This is a genomic window from Actinotalea subterranea (assembly GCF_008364845.1).
Classification (GTDB): Bacteria; Actinomycetota; Actinomycetes; order Actinomycetales; family Cellulomonadaceae; genus Actinotalea; species Actinotalea subterranea.
The window spans coordinates 38,336-62,111 of sequence record NZ_VTTP01000001.1 but is presented as its reverse complement, the minus strand read 5'-3'; the positions used below and the strand labels follow the sequence as shown (position 1 = coordinate 62,111).

Annotated in this window: 23 protein-coding genes; all 23 read left to right on the top strand. The window is 74.4% G+C overall.

What is annotated here, in order from left to right; genetic code table 11:
• Nucleotides 1–94 precede the first annotated feature (94 nt).
• The 23 genes from dhaL to FZ988_RS00185 all read left to right on the top strand — a co-directional run bounded on the left by dhaL (nucleotide 95) and on the right by FZ988_RS00185 (nucleotide 23,655).
• Entirely contained in the window at nucleotides 95–751 is a 657-nt protein-coding gene (gene dhaL / locus FZ988_RS00295) for a dihydroxyacetone kinase subunit DhaL (RefSeq protein ID WP_149202019.1), read from the top strand.
• The gene (dhaM, locus tag FZ988_RS00290; protein ID WP_149202018.1) at nucleotides 748–1,485 is read left to right on the top strand and encodes a dihydroxyacetone kinase phosphoryl donor subunit DhaM; all 738 of its coding nucleotides are present in this window, start codon (nucleotides 748–750) and stop codon (nucleotides 1,483–1,485) included. The genes dhaL and dhaM overlap by 4 nt, the downstream gene beginning before the upstream one ends.
• 53 nt (nucleotides 1,486–1,538) lie before the next feature.
• Entirely contained in the window at nucleotides 1,539–2,162 is a 624-nt protein-coding gene (locus tag FZ988_RS00285) for a TetR/AcrR family transcriptional regulator (protein WP_149202017.1), read from the top strand.
• 112 nt (nucleotides 2,163–2,274) lie between these two features.
• On the top strand, nucleotides 2,275–3,984 hold the full coding sequence (locus FZ988_RS00280) for an MDR family MFS transporter (protein ID WP_149202016.1): 1,710 nt from the start codon (nucleotides 2,275–2,277) through the stop codon (nucleotides 3,982–3,984).
• A gap of 102 nt (nucleotides 3,985–4,086) precedes the next feature.
• Nucleotides 4,087–4,530 carry a DUF4233 domain-containing protein gene (locus FZ988_RS00275; protein WP_149202015.1) on the top strand — a complete coding sequence of 148 codons (444 nt, stop codon included), beginning with the start codon at nucleotides 4,087–4,089 and terminating at the stop codon, nucleotides 4,528–4,530.
• Between the two features lie 5 nt (nucleotides 4,531–4,535).
• The gene (ndk, locus tag FZ988_RS00270) at nucleotides 4,536–4,964 is read left to right on the top strand and encodes a nucleoside-diphosphate kinase (RefSeq protein ID WP_149202014.1); all 429 of its coding nucleotides are present in this window, start codon (nucleotides 4,536–4,538) and stop codon (nucleotides 4,962–4,964) included.
• Between the two features lie 58 nt (nucleotides 4,965–5,022).
• Nucleotides 5,023–8,670: a chromosome segregation protein SMC gene (smc, locus tag FZ988_RS00265; RefSeq protein WP_149202013.1), complete on the top strand. Its 3,648-nt coding sequence runs from the start codon at nucleotides 5,023–5,025 to the stop codon at nucleotides 8,668–8,670.
• Between the two features lie 168 nt (nucleotides 8,671–8,838).
• Complete coding sequence (locus tag FZ988_RS00260) at nucleotides 8,839–9,180, top strand: hypothetical protein (protein ID WP_149202012.1); 342 nt, start codon at nucleotides 8,839–8,841, stop codon at nucleotides 9,178–9,180.
• A gap of 184 nt (nucleotides 9,181–9,364) precedes the next feature.
• Nucleotides 9,365–10,672, top strand: coding sequence for a signal recognition particle-docking protein FtsY (gene ftsY / locus FZ988_RS00255; protein WP_149202011.1), 1,308 nt, complete (start codon nucleotides 9,365–9,367; stop codon nucleotides 10,670–10,672).
• Between the two features lie 149 nt (nucleotides 10,673–10,821).
• A complete protein-coding gene (locus tag FZ988_RS00250) occupies nucleotides 10,822–12,138 on the top strand; it encodes an ammonium transporter (RefSeq protein ID WP_149202010.1) in 1,317 nt (438 codons plus the stop codon).
• Nucleotides 12,135–12,473, top strand: coding sequence for a P-II family nitrogen regulator (locus FZ988_RS00245; RefSeq protein ID WP_149202009.1), 339 nt, complete (start codon nucleotides 12,135–12,137; stop codon nucleotides 12,471–12,473). Before FZ988_RS00250 ends, FZ988_RS00245 begins: the two co-directional genes overlap by 4 nt.
• Before the next feature lie 15 nt (nucleotides 12,474–12,488).
• Nucleotides 12,489–14,339 (top strand): [protein-PII] uridylyltransferase, encoded by a 1,851-nt coding sequence (locus FZ988_RS00240; protein ID WP_149202008.1) that lies wholly within the window; start codon nucleotides 12,489–12,491, stop codon nucleotides 14,337–14,339.
• A 65-nt stretch (nucleotides 14,340–14,404) separates the two neighbouring features.
• Nucleotides 14,405–16,006, top strand: coding sequence for a signal recognition particle protein (gene ffh / locus FZ988_RS00235; RefSeq protein WP_149202007.1), 1,602 nt, complete (start codon nucleotides 14,405–14,407; stop codon nucleotides 16,004–16,006).
• A 36-nt stretch (nucleotides 16,007–16,042) separates the two neighbouring features.
• A complete protein-coding gene (locus tag FZ988_RS00230; protein WP_149202006.1) occupies nucleotides 16,043–17,143 on the top strand; it encodes an amidohydrolase family protein in 1,101 nt (366 codons plus the stop codon).
• Nucleotides 17,136–18,569 carry an MFS transporter gene (locus tag FZ988_RS00225; protein WP_246169055.1) on the top strand — a complete coding sequence of 478 codons (1,434 nt, stop codon included), beginning with the start codon at nucleotides 17,136–17,138 and terminating at the stop codon, nucleotides 18,567–18,569. Before FZ988_RS00230 ends, FZ988_RS00225 begins: the two co-directional genes overlap by 8 nt.
• Nucleotides 18,570–18,753: 184 nt before the next feature.
• Nucleotides 18,754–19,197 (top strand): 30S ribosomal protein S16, encoded by a 444-nt coding sequence (rpsP, locus tag FZ988_RS00220; RefSeq protein ID WP_149202005.1) that lies wholly within the window; start codon nucleotides 18,754–18,756, stop codon nucleotides 19,195–19,197.
• Entirely contained in the window at nucleotides 19,197–19,433 is a 237-nt protein-coding gene (locus FZ988_RS00215; RefSeq protein WP_149202004.1) for an RNA-binding protein, read from the top strand. The genes rpsP and FZ988_RS00215 overlap by 1 nt, the downstream gene beginning before the upstream one ends.
• Nucleotides 19,434–19,602: 169 nt before the next feature.
• A complete protein-coding gene (gene rimM / locus FZ988_RS00210) occupies nucleotides 19,603–20,166 on the top strand; it encodes a ribosome maturation factor RimM (RefSeq protein ID WP_149202003.1) in 564 nt (187 codons plus the stop codon).
• Nucleotide 20,167: 1 nt separating this feature from the next.
• Nucleotides 20,168–21,028, top strand: a complete 861-nt coding sequence (gene trmD / locus FZ988_RS00205; RefSeq protein ID WP_149202002.1) for a tRNA (guanosine(37)-N1)-methyltransferase TrmD — start codon at nucleotides 20,168–20,170, stop codon at nucleotides 21,026–21,028.
• 150 nt (nucleotides 21,029–21,178) lie between these two features.
• Entirely contained in the window at nucleotides 21,179–21,538 is a 360-nt protein-coding gene (gene rplS / locus FZ988_RS00200; protein ID WP_149202001.1) for a 50S ribosomal protein L19, read from the top strand.
• Between the two features lie 116 nt (nucleotides 21,539–21,654).
• Entirely contained in the window at nucleotides 21,655–22,428 is a 774-nt protein-coding gene (lepB, locus tag FZ988_RS00195) for a signal peptidase I (RefSeq protein ID WP_149202000.1), read from the top strand.
• Between the two features lie 10 nt (nucleotides 22,429–22,438).
• Entirely contained in the window at nucleotides 22,439–23,335 is an 897-nt protein-coding gene (locus tag FZ988_RS00190; RefSeq protein WP_149201999.1) for a ribonuclease HII, read from the top strand.
• Nucleotides 23,332–23,655 (top strand): DUF2469 domain-containing protein, encoded by a 324-nt coding sequence (locus FZ988_RS00185; protein WP_149201998.1) that lies wholly within the window; start codon nucleotides 23,332–23,334, stop codon nucleotides 23,653–23,655. Before FZ988_RS00190 ends, FZ988_RS00185 begins: the two co-directional genes overlap by 4 nt.
• Nucleotides 23,656–23,776: the final 121 nt, after the last annotated feature.

Below are 23,776 nucleotides of genomic sequence, written 5' to 3'. Positions count from 1 at the left end.
GCCCCGGACGGCGCCCGACGTCGTGCGGCATGGCAGGCTGGCGGGAGGTCCCCGGACGCGTCCGGGAGCCTCGGCGCACTGGCGAAGGAGGAGCATGACTCTCGACGTGGCGTGGGTGGACCGCTGGGTGCGCCGGACCGCGGCGGTCGTGGCGGAGCACCGGGTCGAGCTCATCGAGCTGGACCGGCAGATCGGCGACGGCGACCACGGGGAGAACCTCCACCGCGGCTTCACCGCCGTGGTCGGCAGGCTCGACGAGCTGACGGAGCCGCCCGCGCAGATCGGCGACGTGCTCAAGCTCGTGGCGACGACCCTCATGTCGACCGTCGGTGGGGCCGCGGGCCCGTTGTACGGGACCGCCTACCTCCGCGCCGCGAAGGTCACGGGCCTCCCCGAGCTCGACGCGCCGGCTGTCGTCGCGATGATCGAGGCGGGCCTCGAGGGCATCGTGGCGCGCGGCAAGGCCACCACGGGGGAGAAGACCATGGTCGACGCGTGGTCGCCCGCTGCCGCCGCCGCGCAGACCGCCGCGGCCGGGGGCGCGACCGCGCTCGAGGTCCTGGAGGCGGCCGCGAACGCCGCCGAGGCGGGTGCCGTCGCGACGGACCCGATGGTCGCGACCAAGGGACGTGCGAGCTACCTGGGGGAGCGCAGCGCCGGTCACCGCGACCCGGGCGCGGCGTCGTCGGCGCTCGTCCTGCGTGCCGCGGTCACGGCAGCGACCGATCCGGTCGTCCCGGCGGCCCCGTGAGGACCGCCCTCGTCCTGGTCTCGCACTCGGCGCGCGCGGCTGAGGGCGCGGCGGAGATCGCACGGCAGATGGCTCCGGACGTGTGGGTCGTCGCCGCGGGCGGTGCCGACGAGGGCATCGGGACGAGCTTCGACCGGGTCCTGTCCGCGCTCGAGGGGGTCTTCGCGGAGGGCGCGCCGGGCGTGGTCGTCCTGACCGACCTGGGCTCGGCCGTGCTCACCAGCCAGGCCGTCGTCGAGACGCTCGACGACGACCTCGCTGCGCGCGTGCGTGTGCCCGACGCACCGTTCGTCGAAGGGGCGGTCGTGGCCGCTGTCGAGGCCCAGCAGGGCGGCGACCTCGACGCCGTGGCGGCAGCGGCGATCGCCGCCGGTGCGCAGTTCGCGACGACGACCACGACGTCCGGCGCGACCGGTGACGGGGCGGCCGATGCCGGGCTGGCCGATGCCGGGACGGCCCATGGCGGGGCCGGCGACGACGTGCACCGCGAGACGGTCACGCTCCGCAACCCGCTCGGGCTGCACGCGCGGCCGGCCGCGCTCCTGGCGCGCGCGGTGACGGACTCCGGCGTCGCGGTGCGGATCGGTGGGGCGGACGGCCGGAGCGTGCTCGAGCTCATGGCGCTCGGTGCCACGGGTGGCCAGGAGCTGGTCGTCGAGGCTCGCGGGCCGGGTGCGCGCGAGGCGGTGGACCACGTCACGTCCGTGATCGAGGGCGGCTTCGGAGAGGCTTAGGTCACAGAACCTGCACCTTGTGCAATCTTGCATGGCGTGTAAAGTTGCATCCCATGCAGGACGTTGACGAGCGCGAGGCCGAGGCGCCGGTGGGGCTCCGGGAGCGCAAGAAGCGTGCCCGCCGCGAGGCCCTCATCGACGCCGCGCACCTGCTCGTCGAACGCGACGGCCTCGACGCCGTGACGGTCGAGGCGATCTGCGCCCACGCAGGCGTCTCGCCGCGCACGTTCTTCAACTACTTCGAGTCGAAGGACGACGCCGTGCTCGGCATCGTCCCGTTCGACCTGCGCACCGCCACGGCGGAGGCCTTCGCGGCCGGCGGGCCCACGGGCCGGTGGCGTCCGGACCTCGAGGCCCTCGTCGTGAGCCTCGCGCAGAGCGCACCGGCCGGCCTGCACCGCATCGCGTGCGCGATGGAGCTCGCCCGGCGTGAGCCGCGGCTGCTCGGTCGGCAGATCGCGGCCTTCGAGGGCCACCACGCGACCATCGCGGAGCTCGTCGCGCGACGCACCGGCCTCGACCCGAAGGACGCGCACGTCGAGACGATCACGTTCCTCGTCATGTCCCTGACCCGCGCCGCCTTCGTCCGCTGGGAGACCTCCGGCCAGCAGGGCGACGTGGCCGACGGCGTCCCCGTCGTGATGCGCGAGCTGCACGACCTGCTCCACGACGGCTGATCCCGTCGATCCTCGGGACGGACCTGCACGACCGTCCCGCTGGACCGTCCACCGGACGGTCCGTCCTCAGCGGCACCGGCGCCGTACCACCCGCGTGACACGAAGGAGCCTCATGGCTACGGCAGCACCCCCGCTCGAGAAGCCGCTGATCGTGCTGGACCGACGGACGGTCTGGCTGATCTTCGGCGCGCTCATGGCGAGCATGTTCCTGTCCTCGCTGGACCAGTCCATCCTCGGCACCGCGATGCCGACCATCGTCGGCGAGCTCAACGGCGTGGAGCACCAGGGCTGGCTCATGACGGCCTACATCCTGGCGATCGCGATCGTCATGCCGCTCTACGGCAAGTTCGGCGACCTCTGGGGTCGGCGCTGGCCGTTCCTCGTCGCGATCGGCCTCTTCACGCTCGCCTCGATCGGTGGGGCGCTCGCCGGGACGTTCGCCGAGCTGGTGCTGTGGCGGGCCGTGCAGGGCCTCGGCGGCGGCGGCCTGATGATCCTGTCCCAGGCGATCATCGCTGACATCGTGCCCGCCAAGGAGCGCGGCAAGTACATGGGCCCGATGGGCGCCCTCTTCGGCATCGCCGCCGTCATCGGCCCGCTGCTCGGCGGGTTCTTCACCGACCAGCTCACGTGGCGCTGGGCCTTCTGGATCAACGTCCCGATCGGCGTCGCCGCGTTCGTGGTCGCGTGGTTCGCGCTCAAGCTCCCCAGCCACCGCTCGGGCCGCAAGATCGACGTCGCCGGCATCGTGCTCATGGTCGTCGCGACGTCGGGCCTGGTCCTCGCGACGAGCTGGCAGAGCGTGACCGGGGCGGACGGCTACGACTGGACCGACCCGCGTCTCGGTGGCCTCGTCGCCCTGACGGTCCTCGCCGCCGTCGCGTTCGTGCTCGTCGAGCGCCGCGCGCAGGAGCCGCTGCTGCCCCTGCACCTGTTCCGCAACCCCACGTTCGCGATCGCCACGTCGGTCGGCCTGATCATCGGCATGGGCATGTTCGCGGCCCTCACCTTCCTGCCCACGTTCCTGCAGATGTCGACGGGCGCGGGGGTCACCGAGTCCGGCTTCCTCATGCTCCCGATGATGGCGGGCGTCATGATCACGGCCATCGGCTCGGGTGTCGCGATCACCAGGACGGGCCGGTACCGGGCGTTCCCGATCGTCGGCATGGGCGTCGCGACGCTCGGCCTCGTCTGGCTCACGCGCCTGACCGGGGACATCTCGATGGTGCTCTTCGGGGTCATGATCTTCGTCCTGGGGGCCGGCCTCGGCCTCGTCATGCAGACGATCGTCCTCGCGGTGCAGAACTCGGTGGACCCGCACGAGATCGGGACGGCCACGAGCGCCAACAACTTCTTCCGCGAGATCGGTGCGGCGGTCGGTGTCGCGCTGTTCAGCACGATCTTCACGGGTCGGCTGAGCGACCGGCTCGAGCCCCTCTTCGCGGGGGCCCCGGCCGGCGCCGAGGGCACGGCGTCCGGGCTGACCCCCGCGGCGGTCCAGGCGCTGCCCGACCCGCTCCGCGAGGGGGTCGTCAATGCCTTCGCCGACGCCCTGGCCCCGGCGTTCTGGTACCTCGTGCCGCTCGTCGCCCTTGGCTTCGTCCTGACGCTCTTCATGCGCGAGGTCAAGCTCAGCGACATCGCCGGGATGGTGGCGCGTGGCGAGGCGCTCGCGGCGCCCGCAGGCACGACGCCTGTGGTCGAGACGGCGGAGGCGTCCGGTGCAGACGCCGACGTCCGGCGCGACGGCCACGAGGCGCAGGAGCAGCACGACCCGCAGGCCACGCAGGCCGGCGCGACGGGTCTACCGGCGGGCCGGTAGAAGGACCGGCGTGCCCGGCCCGGCGCGGCCCGGACCGGCCGCGACCCGGCCGCGACCCGGCCGCGACCCGGCCGCCTCGTGCACGCGGCTAGCCTGGTTCCCGTGACAGAGCCCAGCGGTCCGACCCCCGACGCCTCACGCGCCCGGGGGTCGGACGCCGCGCCCGCGCCGGCGGGGACGTCGCGCTCCGCACGGCGCCAGTTCGCGTCGACGATCCTCGTGCTCGAGGCGTTCGTCGTGGGGTTCGGGGCGCTCGTCGCCCACGGCCTGCAGGTCGCGCCCGCCACGGTGGTGTGGGGCGTCGGGGGTGCGCTCGCGCTCGCTCTGGTGCTCGTCGCAGGCATGCTCAGGTGGCCCGGCGGGTACGTCGCGGGCTCGGCCCTCCAGGTGGCGCTGGTGCTCACCGGCCTCGGCGTGCCCACCATGTTCGTCGTCGGCGCGATCTTCGTCGTCCTATGGGTCGTCGCGCTCCGGCTCGGCGGCCGGATCGACCGGGAACGCCGCGAGCGGAGCGCCCAGGCGGACGGCGTCCGGCCGATAGGGTGACCGCCATGACCGACGCACCCGCCCGCACCCTCGTCATCGTCAAGCCGGACGGCGTCCGCCGCGGGCTGGTCGGCGAGGTGCTGCGCCGCATCGAGGCCAAGGGGTACACGCTCGTCGCGGCCGAGCTCCGGACGGCCGACGCGGATCTCCTCGAGGCCCACTACGCCGAGCACGCCGGCAAGCCCTTCTTCGGCCCGCTCGTCGAGTTCATGTCCTCCGGCCCCGTGCTCGCGGCGGTCGTCGAGGGCCACGGCGTCATCGAGGGGTTCCGCTCCCTCGCCGGCGCGACCAACCCGACGTCGGCCGCGCCGGGCACGATCCGCGGGGACCTCGGGCGTGACTGGGGTCGCCCGGTGACCGAGAACCTCGTGCACGGCTCGGACTCGCCCGAGTCCGCCGCGCGCGAGATCGGCCTCTGGTTCCCGGCGCTCTGAGCCGCGCGTGCCGACCGCCTGACGCGGGCGGGCACGCCTTCCCCTCTACTCTTCCTCTGTGCACCTCAAGACCCTGACCCTGCGCGGGTTCAAGTCGTTCGCCTCGGCGACGACTCTGCACTTCGAGCCCGGGGTCACGTGCGTCGTCGGGCCCAACGGGTCGGGCAAGTCCAACGTCGTCGACGCGCTCTCGTGGGTCATGGGCGAGCAGGGTGCCAAGTCGCTGCGCGGCGGCAAGATGGAGGACGTCATCTTCGCGGGCACGGCGGGGCGCCCGCCGCTGGGCCGCGCCGAGGTCGCGCTGACGATCGACAACACCGACGGTGCGCTGCCGATCGACTACACCGAGGTCACGATCTCGCGGACGCTCTTCCGCAGCGGTGGCTCGGAGTACGCGATCAACGGGTCGGCCTGCCGGCTGCTCGACATCCAGGACCTCCTGTCCGACTCGGGCCTGGGCCGGGAGATGCACGTCATCGTCGGGCAGGGACAGCTCGACGCGGTGCTGCGCGCCACCCCCGAGGAGCGCCGTGGCTTCATCGAGGAGGCGGCAGGCGTCCTCAAGCACCGCAAGCGCAAGGAGAAGGCGCTCCGCAAGCTCGAGGCGATGCAGGCGAACCTCACGCGCCTGAGCGACCTGACGAGCGAGATCCGGCGCCAGCTCGGACCGCTCGGGCGACAGGCCGAGGTCGCCCGCAAGGCGCAGACCGTCCAGCTCGACCTGCGCGACGCGCGGGCACGCCTGCTGGCCGACGACCTCGCCCAGCTCACCGCGACGCTCGAGCAGGAGATCGCGGACGAGACCGCGCTGCGTGAGCGGCGCGGCGAGGTCGAGGCCGAGCTCACCGCGGCACGCGCGACGCTCGGGGCTCTCGAGCAGGCCGCGGCGGCGGCGGCCCCCGAGCTGTCCGAGGCGAGCGAGGTCTGGTACCGGCTCTCCTCGGCACGTGAACGCCTGCGCGGGACCGTGACGCTCGCGTCCGAGCGGCTGCGGCTGCTCGGGTCCGCGGCGGCCGACGCCCAGCCCTCCGGTCGGGACCCCGAGGACCTCGAGGCCCAGGCAGGGCGCGCGCGTGCCGCCGAGGCGGAGCTCGCGGCCGAGGTCGACCTCGCGAAGGTCGCCGTCGAGGCGGCCGTGCGGCAGCGGGCCGAGCTCGAGCAGGAGGCCCACGAGGCCGAGCGCCGCGTCGCCGCCCTGCAGCGCGCCGTCGCCGACCGCCGGGAGGGGCTCGCACGCCTCGCCGGGCAGGTCGCGGCGCGCCGCAGCAGGCTCGAGGCCACCGAGTCGGAGATCGGCCGCCTGCGTGAGGCCCTCGCCGAGGCGGAGCGGCGTGGGCGCACGGCCACCGTCGAGTTCGCCGCGCTCGAGTCGACCGTCGCCGGGGCGGAGGAGGGCGAGGAGGGCCTGGACGCCGAGCACGAGGCGGCGGCCGCCGCGCTCGAGGCGGCGACGGCCGAGCTCGCACGCCTGCGCGACGTCGAGCAGGTGGCCGAGCGTGAGCGAGCGACCTGGACGGCGCGGGTCGAGGCGCTCGAGATGAGCCTCGTCCGCAAGGACGGTGCGGGTGCCCTGCTCGCGGCGGACGACCTGCCGGGGACCCTCGGCTCGGTCGCGGCGCTCCTGAGTGTCGAGCCCGGGTACGAGGACGCGATCACGGCGGCGCTCGGCGCCGCGACCGACGCGGTCGCTGTCGAGTCCGTCGACGCCGCCGTCGACGCCCTGCGGTGGCTCCGGGAGGACGACGCCGGGCGCGCGAGCCTCCTCGTCGCGGGTTCCGGCGGCGTCACGCCGCGTGCCGGCGCGCTGCCCGGCGGCGCGCGGGACGCGGCGGATCTCGTCCAGGCAGCCCCGGCGGTGCGCGCGGCCGTCGAGGTCCTCCTCGCCGGGGTGGTCGTCGTGGACGACCTCGCGCACGCGCGGGCCCTCGTGGCCGCACGGCCGGAGCTCACGACGGTGACGCGGGCGGGCGACCTGCTGGGCGCGGTCCGCGCGGCGGGTGGCTCGGCGAGCGCGCCCAGCGCCCTCGAGCTCCAGGGCGCGCTCGACGACGCCCGGGCTCGCGTCGGCGAGGCCGTCGCACGTGCGGAGTCGACGAGGTTCGAGCTCGTGGCCGCCCAGCGCGGGGAGGCCGAGGCGCGCACGGCGTACGAGGCGACGCTCGAGCGCCTGCACGAGTCGGACGCGGCCCTGGCCGCGGTGGCGGAGCAGCTCGGTCACCTGGGCTCAGCAGCGCGGGCGGCCCGGGCCGAGGCGGAGCGTGCGCAGGCCGCGCTAGGGGCGGCCGAGCAGCGCCTCGTGACCGACCAGGCCGAGCTCACCGAGCTCGCCGACCGCCTCGCGCACGCGGAGGCCGACCCCGCGGAGTCGGACGACCAGATCGAGGCGGCGACGCTCGCGCGCGACGAGCGCGCGGGGCTCGCGGCCGCCGCCCGCTCGCGGGAGACCGAGGCGCGGCTGACCCTGCGCACGAGCGAGGAGCGGGCCCGTGCGCTCGCAGGTCGGGCCCAGTCGCTGGAACGCGCCGCGGCCGCCGAGCGGGAGGCCCGTGCGCGCGCCGAGGAGCGTGCGGCGCAGCGTGCCGAGCAGGCGCGTCGGGCCGCCGCCGTGCGCGCCGGCGCGGAGCGGGCCCTCACGGCGCTCGAGCACTCGCTGCGCCGGGCGACCGAGGCCCGTGAGGCCGCCGAGGAGGCCCGCACGCAGCGCGACGCGCGGCTCGTCGCGGTGCGCGCCGACGTCGACAGGTGGACGCGCGAGCTCGCGGAGCTCACCGACGTCGCCCACCGCGACGAGGTGGCCCGCGCCCAGCAGGCCCTGCGCATCGAGCAGCTCCAGGCACGCGCCGTCGAGGACCTGGGCATCGACCCCCAGGTGCTCCTCGACGAGTACGGGCCCGACCGCCCCGTCCCCGTCCTCGGTGAGGCCCCGGCGCCCGCGCGGCGCACGACCGGCGACGAGGGCAGCGGAGCGGGTGCGAGCGACGGGTCCGGCGGGCAGGCGGCGGCGCAGGACGTCGACGAGGCGGCCCCGCGCACGGTGCCCTACGTCCGCGCCGAGCAGGAGAAGCGTCTGCGTGCGGCCGAGCGCGCGCTCTCGCTCCTGGGCCGCGTGAACCCGTTGGCGCTCGAGGAGTTCGCCGCGCTCGAGGAGCGCCACACGTTCCTCGCGACGCAGCTCACGGACCTCAAGAAGTCCCGCGCGGACCTCCTGCAGATCGTCCGCGACATCGACGAGCGCGTCGAGCAGGTCTTCACCGAGGCGTACCGGGACACCGAGGTGCAGTTCGAGCGCGTGTTCTCGCGGCTCTTCCCCGGGGGAGAGGGTCGCCTGGTCCTGACCGACCCGGGCAACATGCTGACCACGGGGATCGACGTCGAGGCCCGGCCCGCGGGCAAGAAGGTCAAGCGGCTCTCGCTGCTCTCGGGCGGGGAGCGCTCGCTCACGGCGGTCGCGCTCCTGGTCGCGATCTTCAAGGCCCGTCCGAGCCCGTTCTACGTCATGGACGAGGTGGAGGCGGCGCTCGACGACGTCAACCTCGGCCGCCTCCTGGAGATCTTCACCGAGCTCCAGGAGGACAGCCAGCTCATCGTCGTGACCCACCAGAAGCGCACGATGGAGATCGCCGACGCGCTCTACGGGGTGACGATGCGCGGCGACGGGGTCACCACGGTGATCTCGCAGCGCATGCGGGAGGACTCGCGCGCCTGACGCGCGCCGCCGCGGGACCCCGTGGGACGCGGGCCCACGTGACCCACCGAGGGCCACGGTGGGTCACCCTGGGTCAGGGCGGGTCAGGGTGTGGAGATCGTGTGGTGATCACGGTCGCCCCGCCCGTCCGCTGTGCTGTTCGTCGTGACTCGTCGTGATACTGGCTGCATGGCACCAGTCATCACGTGGACCCTCGTCGCTCTCGTCGTGGCCGCCGTGGTGATGGTCCTGGCCGCGCTCGTCGGGGGCCGGTCGGGCGGGCTCAAGGAGTTCCTGGGCGACCTGCGTGCGGGCCTGCGACGCAAGGGCCGGGACGCTGCGGAACCTGCGGAGACCGCGACGGGCGCGGGCCGTGACGCCCTCGCGGACGAGTCGGGCTCGGTCGAGGAGATCTTCACGGTCGGGCAGCCGCAGGAGACGGACTACGTCAACCCCGAGCAGATCGCCCACACGCTCGGCCGCGCGACGCAGCGTGCCGTCCGGGGCGTCACCCACCTCGGCGGTCGCTGAGCACCGAGGTGGCGCTGGTCTGGGCCGGCCACGATCGCCTGCGCCCCGCCGGCGTGAACCCTGCCGACGTGCACCCTGCCGGCGTGAACCCTGTCGGCGGGCACCCTGCCGCCGGGCACCCGCCAGGACCTGGCACGGCCGGGCCGGCACGCCGACCCACGCCCGCGCCTGAGAGACTTCCCCTGTGAACGAGCTCAGCGACATCCTCCTCGTGGCCCTGCCCGTCCTGGCCGTGCTCGGCGTCGGCGCCGTCGGGCTGCGCCGCCGTGGTCGACGCCCCGGGCGACCCGACGCCACCGCGCCGGCGGACACCCGGCCGGCCGGTCGTCCGTCCGCCCCGGCCCGTCCCGCAGAGGCCGGCCCCGCCGGTCCGTCCGGCCCCGAGGTCGTCGCTGCCCCGGCGGCGCCGTCGCTCGAGACGCCGGAACCTGTCGCGGGTCGCATGGTCCGGCTGCGCGAGCGTCTCGCTCGGTCGGGGTCCCCGCTCGGGACGCGTCTGCTCGCCGTCCTCTCGCGTGACCAGCTGAGCGAGGACGACTGGGACGAGATCGAGGAGACCCTCCTCCTCGCGGACGTCGGCGCCGGCCCCACCGCCGAGCTCGTGGAGCGCCTGCGCGAGCGCGTCCGGGTGCTGGGCGTGCGCGAGCCGGCGGCCGTCCGTGCGCTCCTGCGCGAGCAGCTTCTCGCGCTCGTCGACCCGACGATGGACCGTTCGCTCGACCTCGGCATGCCCGGTACGTCCGGTAGGCTCGGTGCCGCTGCGCAGCTCCCGGACACCGCGGACACCGCGGGCACCGCGGACACCGCGGACACCGCTGGCACGGCGGACACCGCTGGCACGGCGGACACGGCGACCACGGCGACCACGGCGCCCACCCGGTCACCCGCCGTCGTGCTCGTCGTCGGCGTCAACGGCACCGGCAAGACGACGACCGTCGGCAAGCTCGCGCGCGTGCTCGTGGCGGAGGGACGCACGGTCGTGCTCGGCGCGGCGGACACGTTCCGCGCCGCGGCGGCCGACCAGCTGCAGACCTGGGGGGCACGGGTCGGCGTCCCCACGGTCCGTTCCGAGCGTGACGGCGCGGACCCCGCGGCCGTCGCCTTCGACGCGGTGCGCCGGGGCACGCAGGACGGCGCGGACGTCGTGCTGGTCGACACGGCGGGCCGGCTCCAGAACAAGGCCGGGCTCATGGACGAGCTGGGCAAGATCACGCGCGTCCTGTCGCGTGAGGCACCGATCAGCGAGGTCCTGCTCGTGCTGGACGCGACGACCGGCCAGAACGGCCTCAACCAGGCCCGCGTGTTCGGCGAGGTCGCGGGCGTCACGGGGATCGTCCTGACCAAGCTCGACGGCACGGCCAAGGGCGGCATCGTCGTCGCCGTGCAGCGGGAGCTCGGCGTCCCGGTCAAGCTCGTCGGCCTGGGGGAGGGCCCCGACGACCTCGCGCCGTTCGAGCCGGAGGCGTTCGTCGACGGGCTGCTGCAGGGCTGACGCCGCCCCTCGCGGCCCACGAAACACGACGTTCACACGCACGGGACGGTTGTCACGACGCCGTAACGCGCGGGGTGCGCAGGAGAAACAGCGGTCCAAGAGCCTTGTCCCGGACCAGCCGCCCGGCTGGCGAGGGAGAGGCGATCTCTATGGAATTCGCGCTGGACAGCGGAAACACGGCTTGGATCCTGACCGCGTCCGCGCTCGTGCTGCTCATGACGCCAGGTCTGGCGTTCTTCTACGGCGGCATGGTGCGCGGCAAGTCGGTGCTCAACATGATGATGATGAGCTTCGGGGCGATGGGCCTGGTCAGCATCATCTGGCTCCTCTACGGGTACTCGGGTGCCTTCGGCACCGACACCCTGGGCGGCCTCATCGGTGACCCGTTCGAGTTCTTCGGCGTGAACTCGATCACCGACGAGCAGAGCCTCATGGCGGCAGCGGGCGTGCCCGCCCTGGTCGCGGTCGCCTTCCAGGCGACGTTCGCCATCATCACGGTCGCCCTGATCTCGGGTGCCGTCGCGGACCGCATCAAGTTCAGCGCGTGGATGGTGTTCGCGGGCCTGTGGGTGACCCTGGCCTACATCCCCATGGCGCACATGGTGTGGGGTGGTGGCCTCCTCGGTGCGGACGGCATCACGTCGGGCCTGTCGGTGCCGATCGACTTCGCCGGCGGCACGGTGGTCCACATCAACGCCGGTGTCGCGGGTCTCGTGCTCGCGATCGTCCTCGGCAAGCGCAAGGGCTTCGGCAAGGAGCCCATGCGGCCGCACAACCTCCCGTTCGTCATGCTCGGCGCCGCACTCCTGTGGTTCGGCTGGTTCGGCTTCAACGCGGGCTCCGAGTTCGCGGCCGACGGCACCGCGGGGCGCGCATGGGTCAACACCCTGCTGGCGACGGCCGTGGCGATGCTCGCCTGGCTGCTCACGGAGAAGGTCCGTGACGGTCACGCGACGTCCCTCGGCGCAGCCTCCGGCGTCGTCGCCGGCCTCGTGGCGATCACCCCGGCAGCGGCGGCGGTCGACACGTTCGGTGCGATCGGGATCGGTGCGGTGGCCGGTGTGCTCTGCGCACTCGCCGTCGGGCTCAAGTACAAGTTCGGCTACGACGACTCGCTCGACGTCGTCGGCGTCCACCTCGTGGGCGGCCTGACGGGCACCGTCCTCATCGGGCTCTTCGCGAACGTCGGCGAGGGCGTGAACGGCACGTGGTACCCGGACGGCGCGCTCAACGGCCTGCTCTACGGTGGCGGTGCGACCCAGCTCGTGACCCAGGTGGTCGTGGCGCTCGTCGCGGTCGCGTTCAGTGCGGTCGTCACGGCTGTCATCGCGCTCGCCCTGAAGGCGACGATGGGTCTGCGGGTCAGCGACGAGGCGGAGGTCGGCGGGGTCGACCTGGCAGTGCACGGTGAGACGGCCTACGAGACCCTTGGCGGGGCTCGCGTGACTCAGGAGGTGAAGGCATGAAGCTGGTCACCGGAGTGATCCAGCCGCATCGGCTGGACGACGTGAAGTCGGCCCTCGAGGCCGCGGGCGTCCGCGGCATGACCGTGAGCGAGGCGAGCGGCTACGGCCGTCAGCGCGGCCACACGGAGGTCTACCGGGGTGCGGAGTACACGGTCGACCTCATCCCGAAGGTCCGCGTGGAGGTCCTCGTCGACGACGCCGACGCGGCGAGCGTGACGGAGGTCATGATCGGCGCGGCGCAGACCGGCAAGATCGGCGACGGCAAGGTCTGGACGGTCCCCGTCGACGACGTCGCCCGGGTCCGGACCGGCGAGCACGGCGTCGACGCGCTGTGAGCGACGACTAGCACCATGGTGGAGCGACCGCAGGACGACGCGGTCGGACGCCCTTCCTTCGAGGTCCCGTCCTCCGCGGGCCCGGTGGCTGACGCCGCCGACGCCCGCGGGGTGCGGGGCCTCAAGGCTGAGAGGCTCCGGCTCGCCGAGCGCATGACCGGGCCCGGGGCCGACGGCGCGGTCCGCCGGGGTGCGCTCACCCAGCTCGTCACGTCCCGGCTCGCGGAGCTGTGGGACACGGCGTCGGCCGACCTCGGCACGCCCGACGGCGTCGCCCTCGGCGCGGTCGGGAGCCTGGGGCGGGGCGACGCGAGCCCGGGCAGCGACCTGGACCTGCTCCTCGTCCACGACGGCAGGAGCCACAGCGCCGCCCAGGTCGCTGCGCTCGCGGAGCGCCTCTGGTACCCGATCTGGGACGCCGGGCTCGACCTCGACCACTCCGTGCGCTCGCTGGCGCAGTGCCGGCAGGTCGCCTCGGCGGACCTGCCCGCCGCCGTCGGGCTGCTCGACCTGCGCGCCGTCGCGGGTGACCGCACCGTCGTGCACCGCGCGCGCACCGCGCTGCTCGAGGACTGGCGCTCGGCCGCGCGTCGTCGGCTGCCCGAGCTGCTGGCCACCACCCGGGCGCGGGCCGAGCGGACCGGTGAGCTCGCCTACCTGGTCGAGCCCGACCTCAAGGAGGCGCGCGGCGGGATCCGTGACGCCGTGGTGGTCTTCGCGCTCGCGGCGACCTGGCTGACGGACCGGCCGCACGGGGAGGTCGACCGCGCCTACGCGCACCTGCTCGACGTGCGTGACGCGCTGCACGTCGCGACGAGGCGCCCCACGAACAGGCTGCTCCGTGCCGACCAGGACGAGGTCGCGGCGCTGCTCGGGGAGGGCGACGCCGACGACCTGCTCGCCGGGGTCGCGGAGGCCGGGCGCGTCATCTCGCACGCCCTGGACACGACCGTCCGGCACGCGCGTCAGGCGCTCGCGCGGCCGTCGCTGCGCCGGCCGGTGCTCGTCCGGGGCCGGCGTCAGGCGCCGCGGCTGCGCTCGGTGGGCGACGGCCTCGTGGAGCACGACGGCGAGCTCGTGCTCGCGGCCGGGACCCGCCCGGAGGAGGACGCGCTGCTGGGCCTGCGGGCGGCCGCGACCTCGGCGCGCACGGGACTGCCCCTGTCCCCGGTGACGGTCGCGAGCCTCGCGCGGACCCCCGACCTACCGGAGCCCTGGCCGGCGGTCGCCCGAAGCCACCTGCTCGCGGTCCTCGCGAGCGGGCCGGCGCAGGTGCCGGTGTGGGAGACGCTCGACCTGGCCGGGGTCGTGACGCGGTGGCTCCCGGAGTGGGCTGCGGTACGCAACCGCCCCCAGCGCTCGCCGATCCACCGGCACACGGTGGACCGGCACCTCGTCGAGACGGCGTCGCGCGCGAGCCGCTCGCGCAGGAGCGTCCAGCGTGGCGACACGCTGCTCGTCGCGGCCCTCCTGCACGACATCGGCAAGCGTCCCGGCGCCGTCGACCACAGCGTGGAGGGCGCCGCGCTCGTCCCCGCCATCATGGCGCGGATGGGCTTCGAGCCCGCCGAGGCCGACGACGTCGCGCGGCTCGTGCGCCACCACCTCACGCTCGCGACGCTCGCGACGCAGCGCGACCCCGACGACCCGGCGACGGTCGCCGAGCTCGCTGCCGCCGTCGACGGGCGCCTCGACATGCTCGAGCTCCTCCGGGCGCTGACGGAGGCCGACGCCTCCGCCGCGGGCCCCACCACCTGGACGCCGTGGCGCGCCCGGCTCGTCGACGAGCTCACGTCCGCGACCCGTGTGCACCTCGGCGGGACGGCGCGGGGCGTGCCCGCCGGGGCCGACGGGGGCGCGCCGTGAGCGGGCGGGTACCCTGAGACCTCCCGCACGCCTCCGTCCGCCCCGAGCCTGGTGAGGTTCCTGCTGTGTTCGCCACGCTGTCCGACCGCCTGACCTCGACCTTCAAGAACCTCCGCACCAAGGGCCGGCTGTCCGAGGCGGACATCGACGCGACCGTCCGCGAGATCCGCCGGGCCCTCCTGGACGCCGACGTCGCCGTGCCCGTCGTGCGCGAGTTCACGGGCAAGGTGCGCGAGCGGGCGCTGTCCGCCGAGGTCACCGGTGCGCTGAACCCGGCCCAGCAGGTCGTCAAGATCGTCAACGACGAGCTGGTCGCCGTCCTCGGCGGCGAGCAGCGGGCGCTGCGGTTCGCCAAGAACCCGCCCACGGTCATCCTCCTCGCCGGCCTCCAGGGCGCAGGCAAGACGACCCTCGCGGGCAAGCTGGCCCGGCACCTGAGGGAGCAGGGCCACACGCCGCTCCTGGTCGCCGCGGACCTCCAGCGCCCCAACGCCGTCACGCAGCTGCAGGTCGTGGGGGAGCGGGCCGGGGTCCCGGTCTTTGCACCCCACCCCGGTGCGCAGGAGGGCCACGAGCTCGCTGCGCCCGACGCGGACCCGGTGGCCGTCGCCCGCGACGGCCTGGCGACGGCCGTGTCCCGTCAGCACGACGTGCTCATCGTCGACACGGCGGGCCGCCTCGGCGTCGACGCGGAGATGATGCAGCAGGCCGCGGACATCCGTGACGCCGTCCAGCCGGACGAGATCCTCTTCGTCATCGACGCGATGATCGGCCAGGACGCCGTGACGACCGCGCAGGCGTTCGCCGAGGGCGTCGGCTTCACCGGCGTCGTGCTCTCCAAGCTCGACGGCGACGCCCGCGGTGGCGCGGCGCTGTCCGTCGCGAGCGTCACGGGCCGGCCGATCCTCTACGCGTCCACGGGCGAGAAGCTCACGGACTTCGAGGTCTTCCACCCGGACCGCATGGCGTCCCGCATCCTCGACATGGGTGACGTGCTGTCCCTCATCGAGCAGGCCGAGAAGGCGTTCGACGCCGAGCAGGCCGAGGCGATGGCGGGCAAGCTCGCGGGCGGCGAGGACTTCACGCTCGACGACTTCCTGACGCAGATGCAGGGCCTGCGGCAGATGGGCTCGATGAAGAAGATGCTCGGCATGCTGCCCGGCATGGGGCAGATGCGCGACGCCATCGAGAACTTCGACGAGCGCGAGGTCGACCGGATCGAGGCGATCGTCCGGTCCATGACGCCCGGTGAGCGCACGAACCCGAAGATCATCAACGGCTCGCGCCGGGCCCGCATCGCCCGGGGCTCGGGCACGACGGCGACCGACGTCAACCAGCTCCTCGAGCGGTTCGCGGGCGCCCAGAAGATGATGAAGCAGATGGCTCGCGGCGGCGGCATGGGGATGCCCGGCATGGGCAACCTCCCCGGCATGGGCGGCAAGAAGTCGCGCGGCCGGATGACGGCGCAGCCCAAGGGACGCGCAGCCAAGGCGAAGTCGGGCAACCCGGCCAAGCGGGCCCAGCAGGAGCGCGAGGCGGCCGCGCGCGCGGCCGGCCAGCTGCCCAAGGCACCCGCCGGCTCGGCCTTCGGCCTCGGTGCGCCCGCGAAGGCCGAGGACGCCCCGCTCGAGATCCCGCCGGGCCTGGAGAAGTTCCTTGGCCGATGACCCCCGCCGCCCCCGACGGCTGACGAGGAGCTGAGCATGCTGCACCTGCGCGGGCCTGTCGTGATCGGTGACGGCCAGGAGGTCGGCGAGGCGTGGGTCGTGGACGGGCGCATCACGTTCGACGCGCCCCGGGGACGACGCGTCGCGGGTCAGGGTGAGCTCACGGGCTGGGTGCTGCCCGGCCTGGTCGACGTGCACTGCCACATCGGTCTCGGGGCGTCGGGTCCCGTGGACCGTCGGACGGCGCAGGAGCAGGCGCTCGCCGACCGGGACGCCGGCACCCTGCTCATCCGGGACGCCGGCTCCCCGGCGGACACGCGGTGGATCGACGACCGCGACGACCTGCCCCGTCTGCTGCGCGCCGGGCACCACCTCGCACGGCCCAAGCGCTACCTGCGCGGCTACGGGCGCGAGCTCGACGACGTGGCGCAGCTGCCGGCGGCCGTCGTCCAGGAGGCGGACCGCGGCGACGGCTGGGTCAAGATCGTCGCCGACTGGATCGACCGTGAGCTCGGGCCTGACGGCGACCTTCGCCCGCTGTGGCCCGACGACGTGCTCGCCGAGGCGGTCCGAGCCGCGCACTCCCGCGGCGCCCGGGTCACGGCCCACACGTTCTCGACCGAGGCGCTCCCCGGCCTGCTCGCTGCCGGCATCGACTGCATCGAGCACGGCACGGGTCTGACCCCGGAGATGATCGCGGAGGTCGCGCGGCGGGGCGTCCCCGTCGTGCCGACCCTGCTGCAGGTCGCGCAGTTCGAGGCGATCGCGGCCCAGGGCGAGGAGCGGTACCCCCTCTTCGCCGCACGCATGCGTCGCCTCCACGCGCGGCGGTACGAGCACGTGCGCGACCTCCACGACGCGGGCGTGCGGCTGCTGCTCGGGACGGATGCCGGCGGCACCATCGAGCACGGACGGCTCGCGGGCGAGGCCGCCGAGGTCGTCCGGGCCGGGGTCCCCGCCGCAGAGGTGGTCGCCGTCGCGAGCTGGCGGGCGCGTGAGCTCCTCGGCGCCCCCGGCCTGACCGAGGGCGCTCCGGCCGACGTCGTCGTGTACCCGCAGGACCCGCGCACCGACATCCGCGTGCTCGCCCACCCGAGCGCCGTGGTGCTGCGGGGCGTCGTCGTCGCCGGTGGCTGAGGCCCCGGCGCAGCCCGCCGCCCCGAGCCGGCTCACCCGCCTCGACGCGCTGCCGTTCACCCGCCGCCACGGTCGTCTCGTCGTGGGCTCCGGCGTCGGCTGGGCGCTCGACGCGATGGACGTCGGCCTCATCTCCTTCGTCATCGCCGCGCTGCGCGTGCAGTGGGACCTGAGCTCCGGCGAGCTCTCGTGGATCGCCTCGATCGGCTTCGTCGGCATGGCGATCGGTGCGAGCGTCGGCGGGCTGCTCGCGGACCGGCTCGGCAGGCGCCAGGTCTTCGCGCTGACGCTCCTCGTGTACGGCCTCGCGACGGGGGCGTCAGCGCTCGCCTGGTCCGTCGGCGCACTCATGGCGCTGCGGTTCGTCGTCGGCGTCGGCCTGGGCGCGGAGCTGCCCGTCGCGTCCACGCTCGTGAGCGAGTTCGCGCCGGCGCGCATCCGCGGGCGCGTGGTCGTCGTCCTCGAGGCGTTCTGGGCGGTCGGCTGGATGCTCGCCGCGCTGATCGGGTTCCTGGTCATCCCGCGCGCGGACGACGGCTGGCGCTGGGCGCTCGCGATCGGCGCGGTGCCCGCGCTCTACGCGCTCGTCGTGCGGCGGGGCCTGCCGGAGTCGGTGCGCTTCCTCGAGCGCGTGGGCCGCGGCGCGGAGGCGGAGCGCGTGGTGCGCGGCTTCGAGGACTCCCGTCCGCTGCTCGGCTCGTCCTCTCGCGGCACGCTCGGGGCAGGGACCATCCCGCACGACGTGGGCGCGCCGGCCACGCCCCCCGCGTCGGACGCCACGACGGCGGTGCCTGCCGGCGCGGCGGCGCCTGCGGCCGGGCCCGGGCCCGCCCCGCGCCCGCGGGAGCTGTGGGGCCGCGCGATGCGGCGGCGGACCGCGGCGGCCTGGACGGTGTGGTTCTTCGTCAACTTCGCGTACTACGGGGCCTTCGTGTGGCTGCCCTCGATCCTGGTGGCGTCGGGGTTCTCGCTCGTGACGTCGTTCCGCTACACGCTCCTCATCACGCTCGCGCAGCTGCCGGGGTACGCGCTCGCGGCCGTCCTGATCGAGGTCTGGGGGCGGCGGGCCACCCTCGCGACCTTCCTCGGCGGGTCGGCGGTCGCGGCGGGTCTCTTCGGCTGGGCGGCGAGCCCGACGCAGGTGGTCGCGGCCGGGATGCTCCTGTCGTTCTTCAACCTCGGCGCGTGGGGCGCCCTGTACGCGGTGACTCCCGAGATCTACCCGACGGCGCTGCGCGGGACGGGCTCGGGGTGGGCGGCCGGGTTCGGGCGCCTCGCGTCGATCGCGGCGCCGCTCGCGGTGCCCCACCTCCTCGCCGTCGGCGGCAACGAGCTGACGTTCGCGGTGTTCGCGCTCGCGTTCGTGATCGCGGGTGGAGCGGCGCTGGCCCTGCCCGAGCTGCGCGGCAGAGCCCTGCAGGACTGACTCCGGCAGGCCCGGCGAGGACGGGTGTGTGGCACGGCCCGTCGTCTGGCAGAATGGCCCGCTGTACCGGGCGTGGACGGCCCCTCTACCCGTCCCCACCCGTGTCCCTCGGTCACCTCGTCCCACCTACCCCACAGGTCGGCGCGCGGTGCCCACCCCAGCAGAACCAGGAGAGACCACCACTGTGGCCGTCAAGATCCGTCTGAAGCGTCTCGGCAAGATCCGGGCGCCGTACTACCGCATCGTCGTCGCGGACTCGCGCACCAAGCGTGACGGTCGCGTCATCGAGGAGATCGGCAAGTACCACCCGACCGAGGAGCCCTCGCTGATCGAGGTCGTCTCCGACCGTGCGCAGTACTGGCTCGGCGTCGGCGCGCAGCCGACCGAGCAGGTGCTCGCGCTCCTCAAGGTCACCGGTGACTGGCAGAAGTTCAAGGGCCTCCCCGGCGCCGAGGGCACCCTCCGCGTCAAGGAGAAGGCCGGCGACACCGGGGCTGCGGCCGCGATCGCCGCCGCCGCGGACGCCGCCGAGAAGGCCAAGGCGAAGGCTGCCGAGAAGAAGGCAGCCGCTCCCGCGCCGGCCGCCGAGCCCACCGAGGACACGGCGTCCGCGGAGGAGCAGGCCTGATGCTCGCCGACGCGCTCGAGCACCTGGTCCGCGGCATCGTGGACCACCCGGACGACGTGCGGGTCAACGCCCGTTCGCTGCGGCGCGGAGACCTGCTCGAGGTCCGGGTGCATCCCGAGGACCTCGGTCGGGTCATCGGACGCAGCGGTCGCACGGCCCGTGCCCTGCGCACGGTCGTCGGCGCGCTGGGCGACGGCTCGGTGCGGGTCGACGTCGTGGACGTCGACCGCCGCTGAGCCTGCTCGAGCAGCACCCGCGGCCTGAGGTCGCGCGTGGTGCAGGTCGTCGGCACCTGATCGGCGCACGCGCACGCAGCGCCGGTCGCGCACTCACCACGGTCGAGGCCCGGCCCCCTAGCCTGGGGGCCGGGCCTCGACCCGTTCCACACCGTCTCCTGGAGGACAGATGCAGCTCACCGTCGCGACGATCGGCCGCGCCCACGGCCTGCGCGGGGAGATCGGGCTCGACGTGCGCACCGACGCCCCGGAGCAGAGGTTCGTCGTCGGACGCGTGCTGCAGACCCGCCCGCAGGACGCCGGACCGCTGACGGTCGAACGCGTGCGCCGCCAGGGCGAACGCTGGTACCTGACGTTCGCCGAGGCGGGGGACCGCACGGCCGCGGAGGGGCTGCGAGGCGTCGAGCTGGTCGTCGACGTGGAGGCGTCGGACGAGGACGACGCCTGGTACCCCTACGAGCTCGCAGGCCTGCGCGCCGAGCGGCCCGACGGCACGCACCTCGGTGAGGTCGTCGGCCTGGAGCACCTGCCCGCCCAGGACGCGCTCGTGGTGCGCGAGGTGGGCGGCGCCCGCACGCTCGTGCCCTTCGTCCGGGAGATCGTGCCGGTGGTCGACGTGGCCGGCGGCAGGGTCGTCATCGACGCGCCGCTGGGCCTGCTCGCGGCGGACGCCGTCGCGGACGGCAGCGAGGGTGACGAGGGCAGCGAGGGCGCCGACGGGACCGTGGCCTGACGTGCGGATCGACGTCGTCACGATCTTCCCCGAGTACCTCGCGCCGCTCGAGCTGTCGCTCGTCGGCAAGGCCCGCACCGCCGGTCTGCTCGACCTGCGCGTGCACGACCTGCGCTCCTGGGCCACGGACCGTCACCGCACGGTCGACGACTCGCCGCTCGGCGGTGGCGCGGGCATGGTCATGCGTCCTGACGTGTGGGGTGAGGCGCTCGACACCCTGCTCGGGGAGGACGGCGAGGACGGCGAGGACGGCGAGGACGGCGAGGACGGCGAGGGCGCGGTCCCCGGCCCGGCCGGGCCGACGGTCCTCCTGGTGCCGACGCCGTCGGGCGACCGGTTCGACCAGCGCACCGCGGAGCGCCTCGCGGGGTCCCGACGGATCCTCGTCGCGTGCGGCCGGTACGAGGGCATCGACTCCCGCGTCGCGGACCACTACCGCGCGCGGGGCGTCCAGGTCCTCGAGATCTCGCTCGGCGACTACGTGCTCAACGGCGGAGAGGTCGCAGCCCTCGTCGTCGTCGAGGCCGTCGCGCGGCTGCTGCCGGGCGTGGTGGGCAACCCGGAGTCGCTCGTCGAGGAGTCCCACGGCGCCGCGGGGCTGCTCGAGTACCCCGTGTACACCCGGCCACCGGTCTGGCGCGACCAGGAGGTCCCGGAGGTCCTGCTCTCGGGGCACCACGCACGCATCGCCCGCTGGCGGCGGGACCGAGCGCTCGAGCGCACGGCGCGGCGGCGGCCGGACCTGCTCCGCGCGCTGCCCGCGGACGAGCTCGACCGGGCCGACCGCGCGGTCCTCGAGGCGCTCGGCTGGACGGTCGACGACGGCGGAGTCGTCCCGCAGCCCGGGGCTGTGGCAGACTGACCTGCTGGTGTGCGTCGCCGCGCCTCTGCCACAGGGGAGGCGGTCACGGCCCGCTCTGCACAAGAGTCGCACCCGCTCCAGATCCGACGAGGCAGCCCGTCTGCCCACCATGACGCGCCTGACCTGTGGCAGGGCGAGGAAGCGACCATCATGCACATCCTTGATTCCGTCGATGCAGCATCGCTGCGCTCCGACATCCCGGACTTCCGCCCGGGCGACACCCTGAAGGTCAACGTCAAGGTCGTCGAGGGCAACCGCTCCCGCATCCAGGCGTTCCAGGGCGTCATCATCGCGCGGCAGGGTGGCGGCGTCCGCGAGACGTTCACCATCCGCAAGATCAGCTTCGGCGTGGGCGTCGAGCGGACGTTCCCGGTGCACTCCCCGTCGATCGAGTCGATCGAGGTCGTGACGCGTGGTGACGTGCGTCGCGCCAAGCTCTACTACCTGCGCAAGCTCCGCGGCAAGAAGGCCAAGATCAAGGAGAAGCGCGAGACCCCGGCCCCCCGCTGACGGGTCCGCACAGCACGTCCCGGACGGGCGGTCACCTCACGGTGACCGCCCGTCCGGCGTTCGCTGCCCGGCGCGCGACGGACGGCGCGGGCGTCCCGTCGTGGCACAGTTGACCGGTGACCTCGCACCGAGAAGCCGTCCCTGAGCACCGTCGGACGGACTCCGACTCCGCCGGGGGAGCCCACGCCGCACGGCGCCCTCGGCGCGGGGGGCTCGCCGCGTGGGCGCGCGAGACGGGCATCATCGTCGTCAGCGCGCTCGTGCTGTCGCTGCTCATCAAGACGTTCCTGGTCCAGGCGTTCTTCATCCCGAGCGGTTCGATGGAGCAGACGCTCCTCGTGGGTGACCGCGTCCTCGTGACCAAGCTCGCACCCGGCCCGCTCGACGTGCACCGTGGCGACATCGTCGTGTTCAAGGACCCGGGCGGCTGGCTCCCCGAGCAGCTCCCGCCCGACGTCCCGGCGTGGCGTGCCGCGCTCACGTCCGTCCTGACGTACGTGGGCCTCCTGCCGCAGGACTCGGGCGAGCACCTCATCAAGCGCGTCATCGGCCTGCCGGGCGACACCGTCGAGTGCTGCGACGCCCAGGGCCGCCTCATGGTCAACGGGGTGCCCATCGACGAGCCGTACCTCGCGGCGGACGCCCAGCCGAGCGAGCTGGAGTTCTCCGTGGTCGTCCCGGAGGGCCGCCTGTGGGTCATGGGCGACAACCGGCAGAACTCGCAGGACTCGCGGTACAAGCAGGGCGACCCAGGTGGTGGCAGCATCCCGGAGGGGAACGTCGTCGGTGTCGCTTTCGTGACCGTGTGGCCGGTGGACCGCTGGCACGCGCTCCGCAACCCCGGTGCGACCTTCGCGGACGTCCCGGCACCGGTGGGCAGCGGGGGATGAGGCGCGTCGTATGACCACGCCGCCGACGACCGCACCACCGTCGCGGGTGACCCGTCCCCGCAGGCCTGCGGCCCCCCGCCCCGACCTGCGTCACGAGCGTGCGCTCCTGCGCGCCGGAGCGCGGGTCGTCGTCGGCATGGACGAGGTCGGCCGCGGCGCGCTGGCCGGTCCCGTGAGCGTCGGTGCCGTGGCCGTCGACCTGTCGACGCGTGCCTGCCCGCCCGGGGTCGCGGACTCGAAGCTCCTGACGCCCGCCGCCCGCGAGCGGCTCCTGCCCGCCCTGGGCAGGTGGGGCGTGTCGCGCGCCGTCGGTCACGCCTCCGCGGACGAGATCGACGACCTCGGGATCATCGCGGCGCTGCGCCTCGCGGGGCGCCGCGCGCTCGCCCAGCTCACGGTCCCCGTCGACCTCGTCCTGCTCGACGGGTCACACGACTGGCTGAGCGTGTCGCGTCAGGCCTCGCTGTTCGACACGGACCCGCTCGACGGGCTGGCCCCGGCCGCCGACGTCGCCGTCCGGACACGCGTCAAGGCGGACCGCACGTGCGCCTCCGTGGCGGCGGCGAGCGTCCTCGCCAAGTGCGAGCGGGACGCACTCATGGTCGTGCTCGCGGCCGAGCACCCGGACTACCGGTGGCACGAGAACAAGGGCTACGGAGCTCCCGAGCACGTGGAGGCGCTCCGAACCCTCGGCCCCTGCCCTCTGCACCGGCGCAGCTGGAACCTGCCGCGCCCGGGCGTGCACACCGACGGCGACGGAGCCGACGGGTGGCCCGGGACCGACCAGCGACTGCTCACGGGAGCCGTGCCGGACGCTGCGGTCACGGGCCCGCCGGACGTCGCACCCGGCGCCCAGGACCTCCCGGCGGACGACGGGGCCCGCGGATGGTCCATGATGGACGCGTGAGCGCGGAAGACCTGGAGAACTACGAGACCGACATGGAGCTCGCGCTCTACCGCGAGTACCGGGACGTGGTGAACCTCTTCTCGTACGTCGTGGAGACCGAGCGCCGCTTCTACCTGGCCAACCAGGTGGACCTGCAGGTGCGCTCCGCCGCCGGCGAGGTGTACTTCGAGCTGAGCCTCACGGACGCGTGGGTGTGGGACGTCTACCGTTCCGCGCGCTTCGTCAAGTCGGTCCGCGTCGTGACCTTCAAGGACGTCAACGTCGAGGAGCTCGCCAAGGCCGAGCTGGACCTGCCCGACGGCGGCCCGTTCCGCCGCTGAGGGCGCGCCGCCCGCCGCTGAGGCGCGCCGCCCGCCGCTGAGGTGTTCCGCCCGCCGCTGGGCCGGGTCGTGCTGACGCCGCGCCCGTCCGGAGGCGTCCGACGTGCGCCCGCGTCGCCGA

Excerpts from the sequence above, each read along its gene's own strand:
- dhaL (WP_149202019.1), top strand. The coding sequence starts at position 95 with ATGACTCTCGACGTGGCGTGGGTGGACCGCTGGGTGCGCCGGACCGCG.
- FZ988_RS00285 (WP_149202017.1), top strand. The coding sequence starts at position 1,539 with ATGCAGGACGTTGACGAGCGCGAGGCCGAGGCGCCGGTGGGGCTCCGG.
- FZ988_RS00280 (WP_149202016.1), top strand. The coding sequence starts at position 2,275 with ATGGCTACGGCAGCACCCCCGCTCGAGAAGCCGCTGATCGTGCTGGAC.
- ndk (WP_149202014.1), top strand. The coding sequence starts at position 4,536 with ATGACCGACGCACCCGCCCGCACCCTCGTCATCGTCAAGCCGGACGGC.
- FZ988_RS00260 (WP_149202012.1), top strand. The coding sequence starts at position 8,839 with ATGGCACCAGTCATCACGTGGACCCTCGTCGCTCTCGTCGTGGCCGCC.
- FZ988_RS00250 (WP_149202010.1), top strand. The coding sequence starts at position 10,822 with ATGGAATTCGCGCTGGACAGCGGAAACACGGCTTGGATCCTGACCGCG.
- FZ988_RS00245 (WP_149202009.1), top strand. The coding sequence starts at position 12,135 with ATGAAGCTGGTCACCGGAGTGATCCAGCCGCATCGGCTGGACGACGTG.
- FZ988_RS00240 (WP_149202008.1), top strand. The coding sequence starts at position 12,489 with ATGGTGGAGCGACCGCAGGACGACGCGGTCGGACGCCCTTCCTTCGAG.
- FZ988_RS00230 (WP_149202006.1), top strand. The coding sequence starts at position 16,043 with ATGCTGCACCTGCGCGGGCCTGTCGTGATCGGTGACGGCCAGGAGGTC.
- FZ988_RS00215 (WP_149202004.1), top strand. The coding sequence starts at position 19,197 with ATGCTCGCCGACGCGCTCGAGCACCTGGTCCGCGGCATCGTGGACCAC.
- rimM (WP_149202003.1), top strand. The coding sequence starts at position 19,603 with ATGCAGCTCACCGTCGCGACGATCGGCCGCGCCCACGGCCTGCGCGGG.
- rplS (WP_149202001.1), top strand. The coding sequence starts at position 21,179 with ATGCACATCCTTGATTCCGTCGATGCAGCATCGCTGCGCTCCGACATC.
- FZ988_RS00190 (WP_149201999.1), top strand. The coding sequence starts at position 22,439 with ATGACCACGCCGCCGACGACCGCACCACCGTCGCGGGTGACCCGTCCC.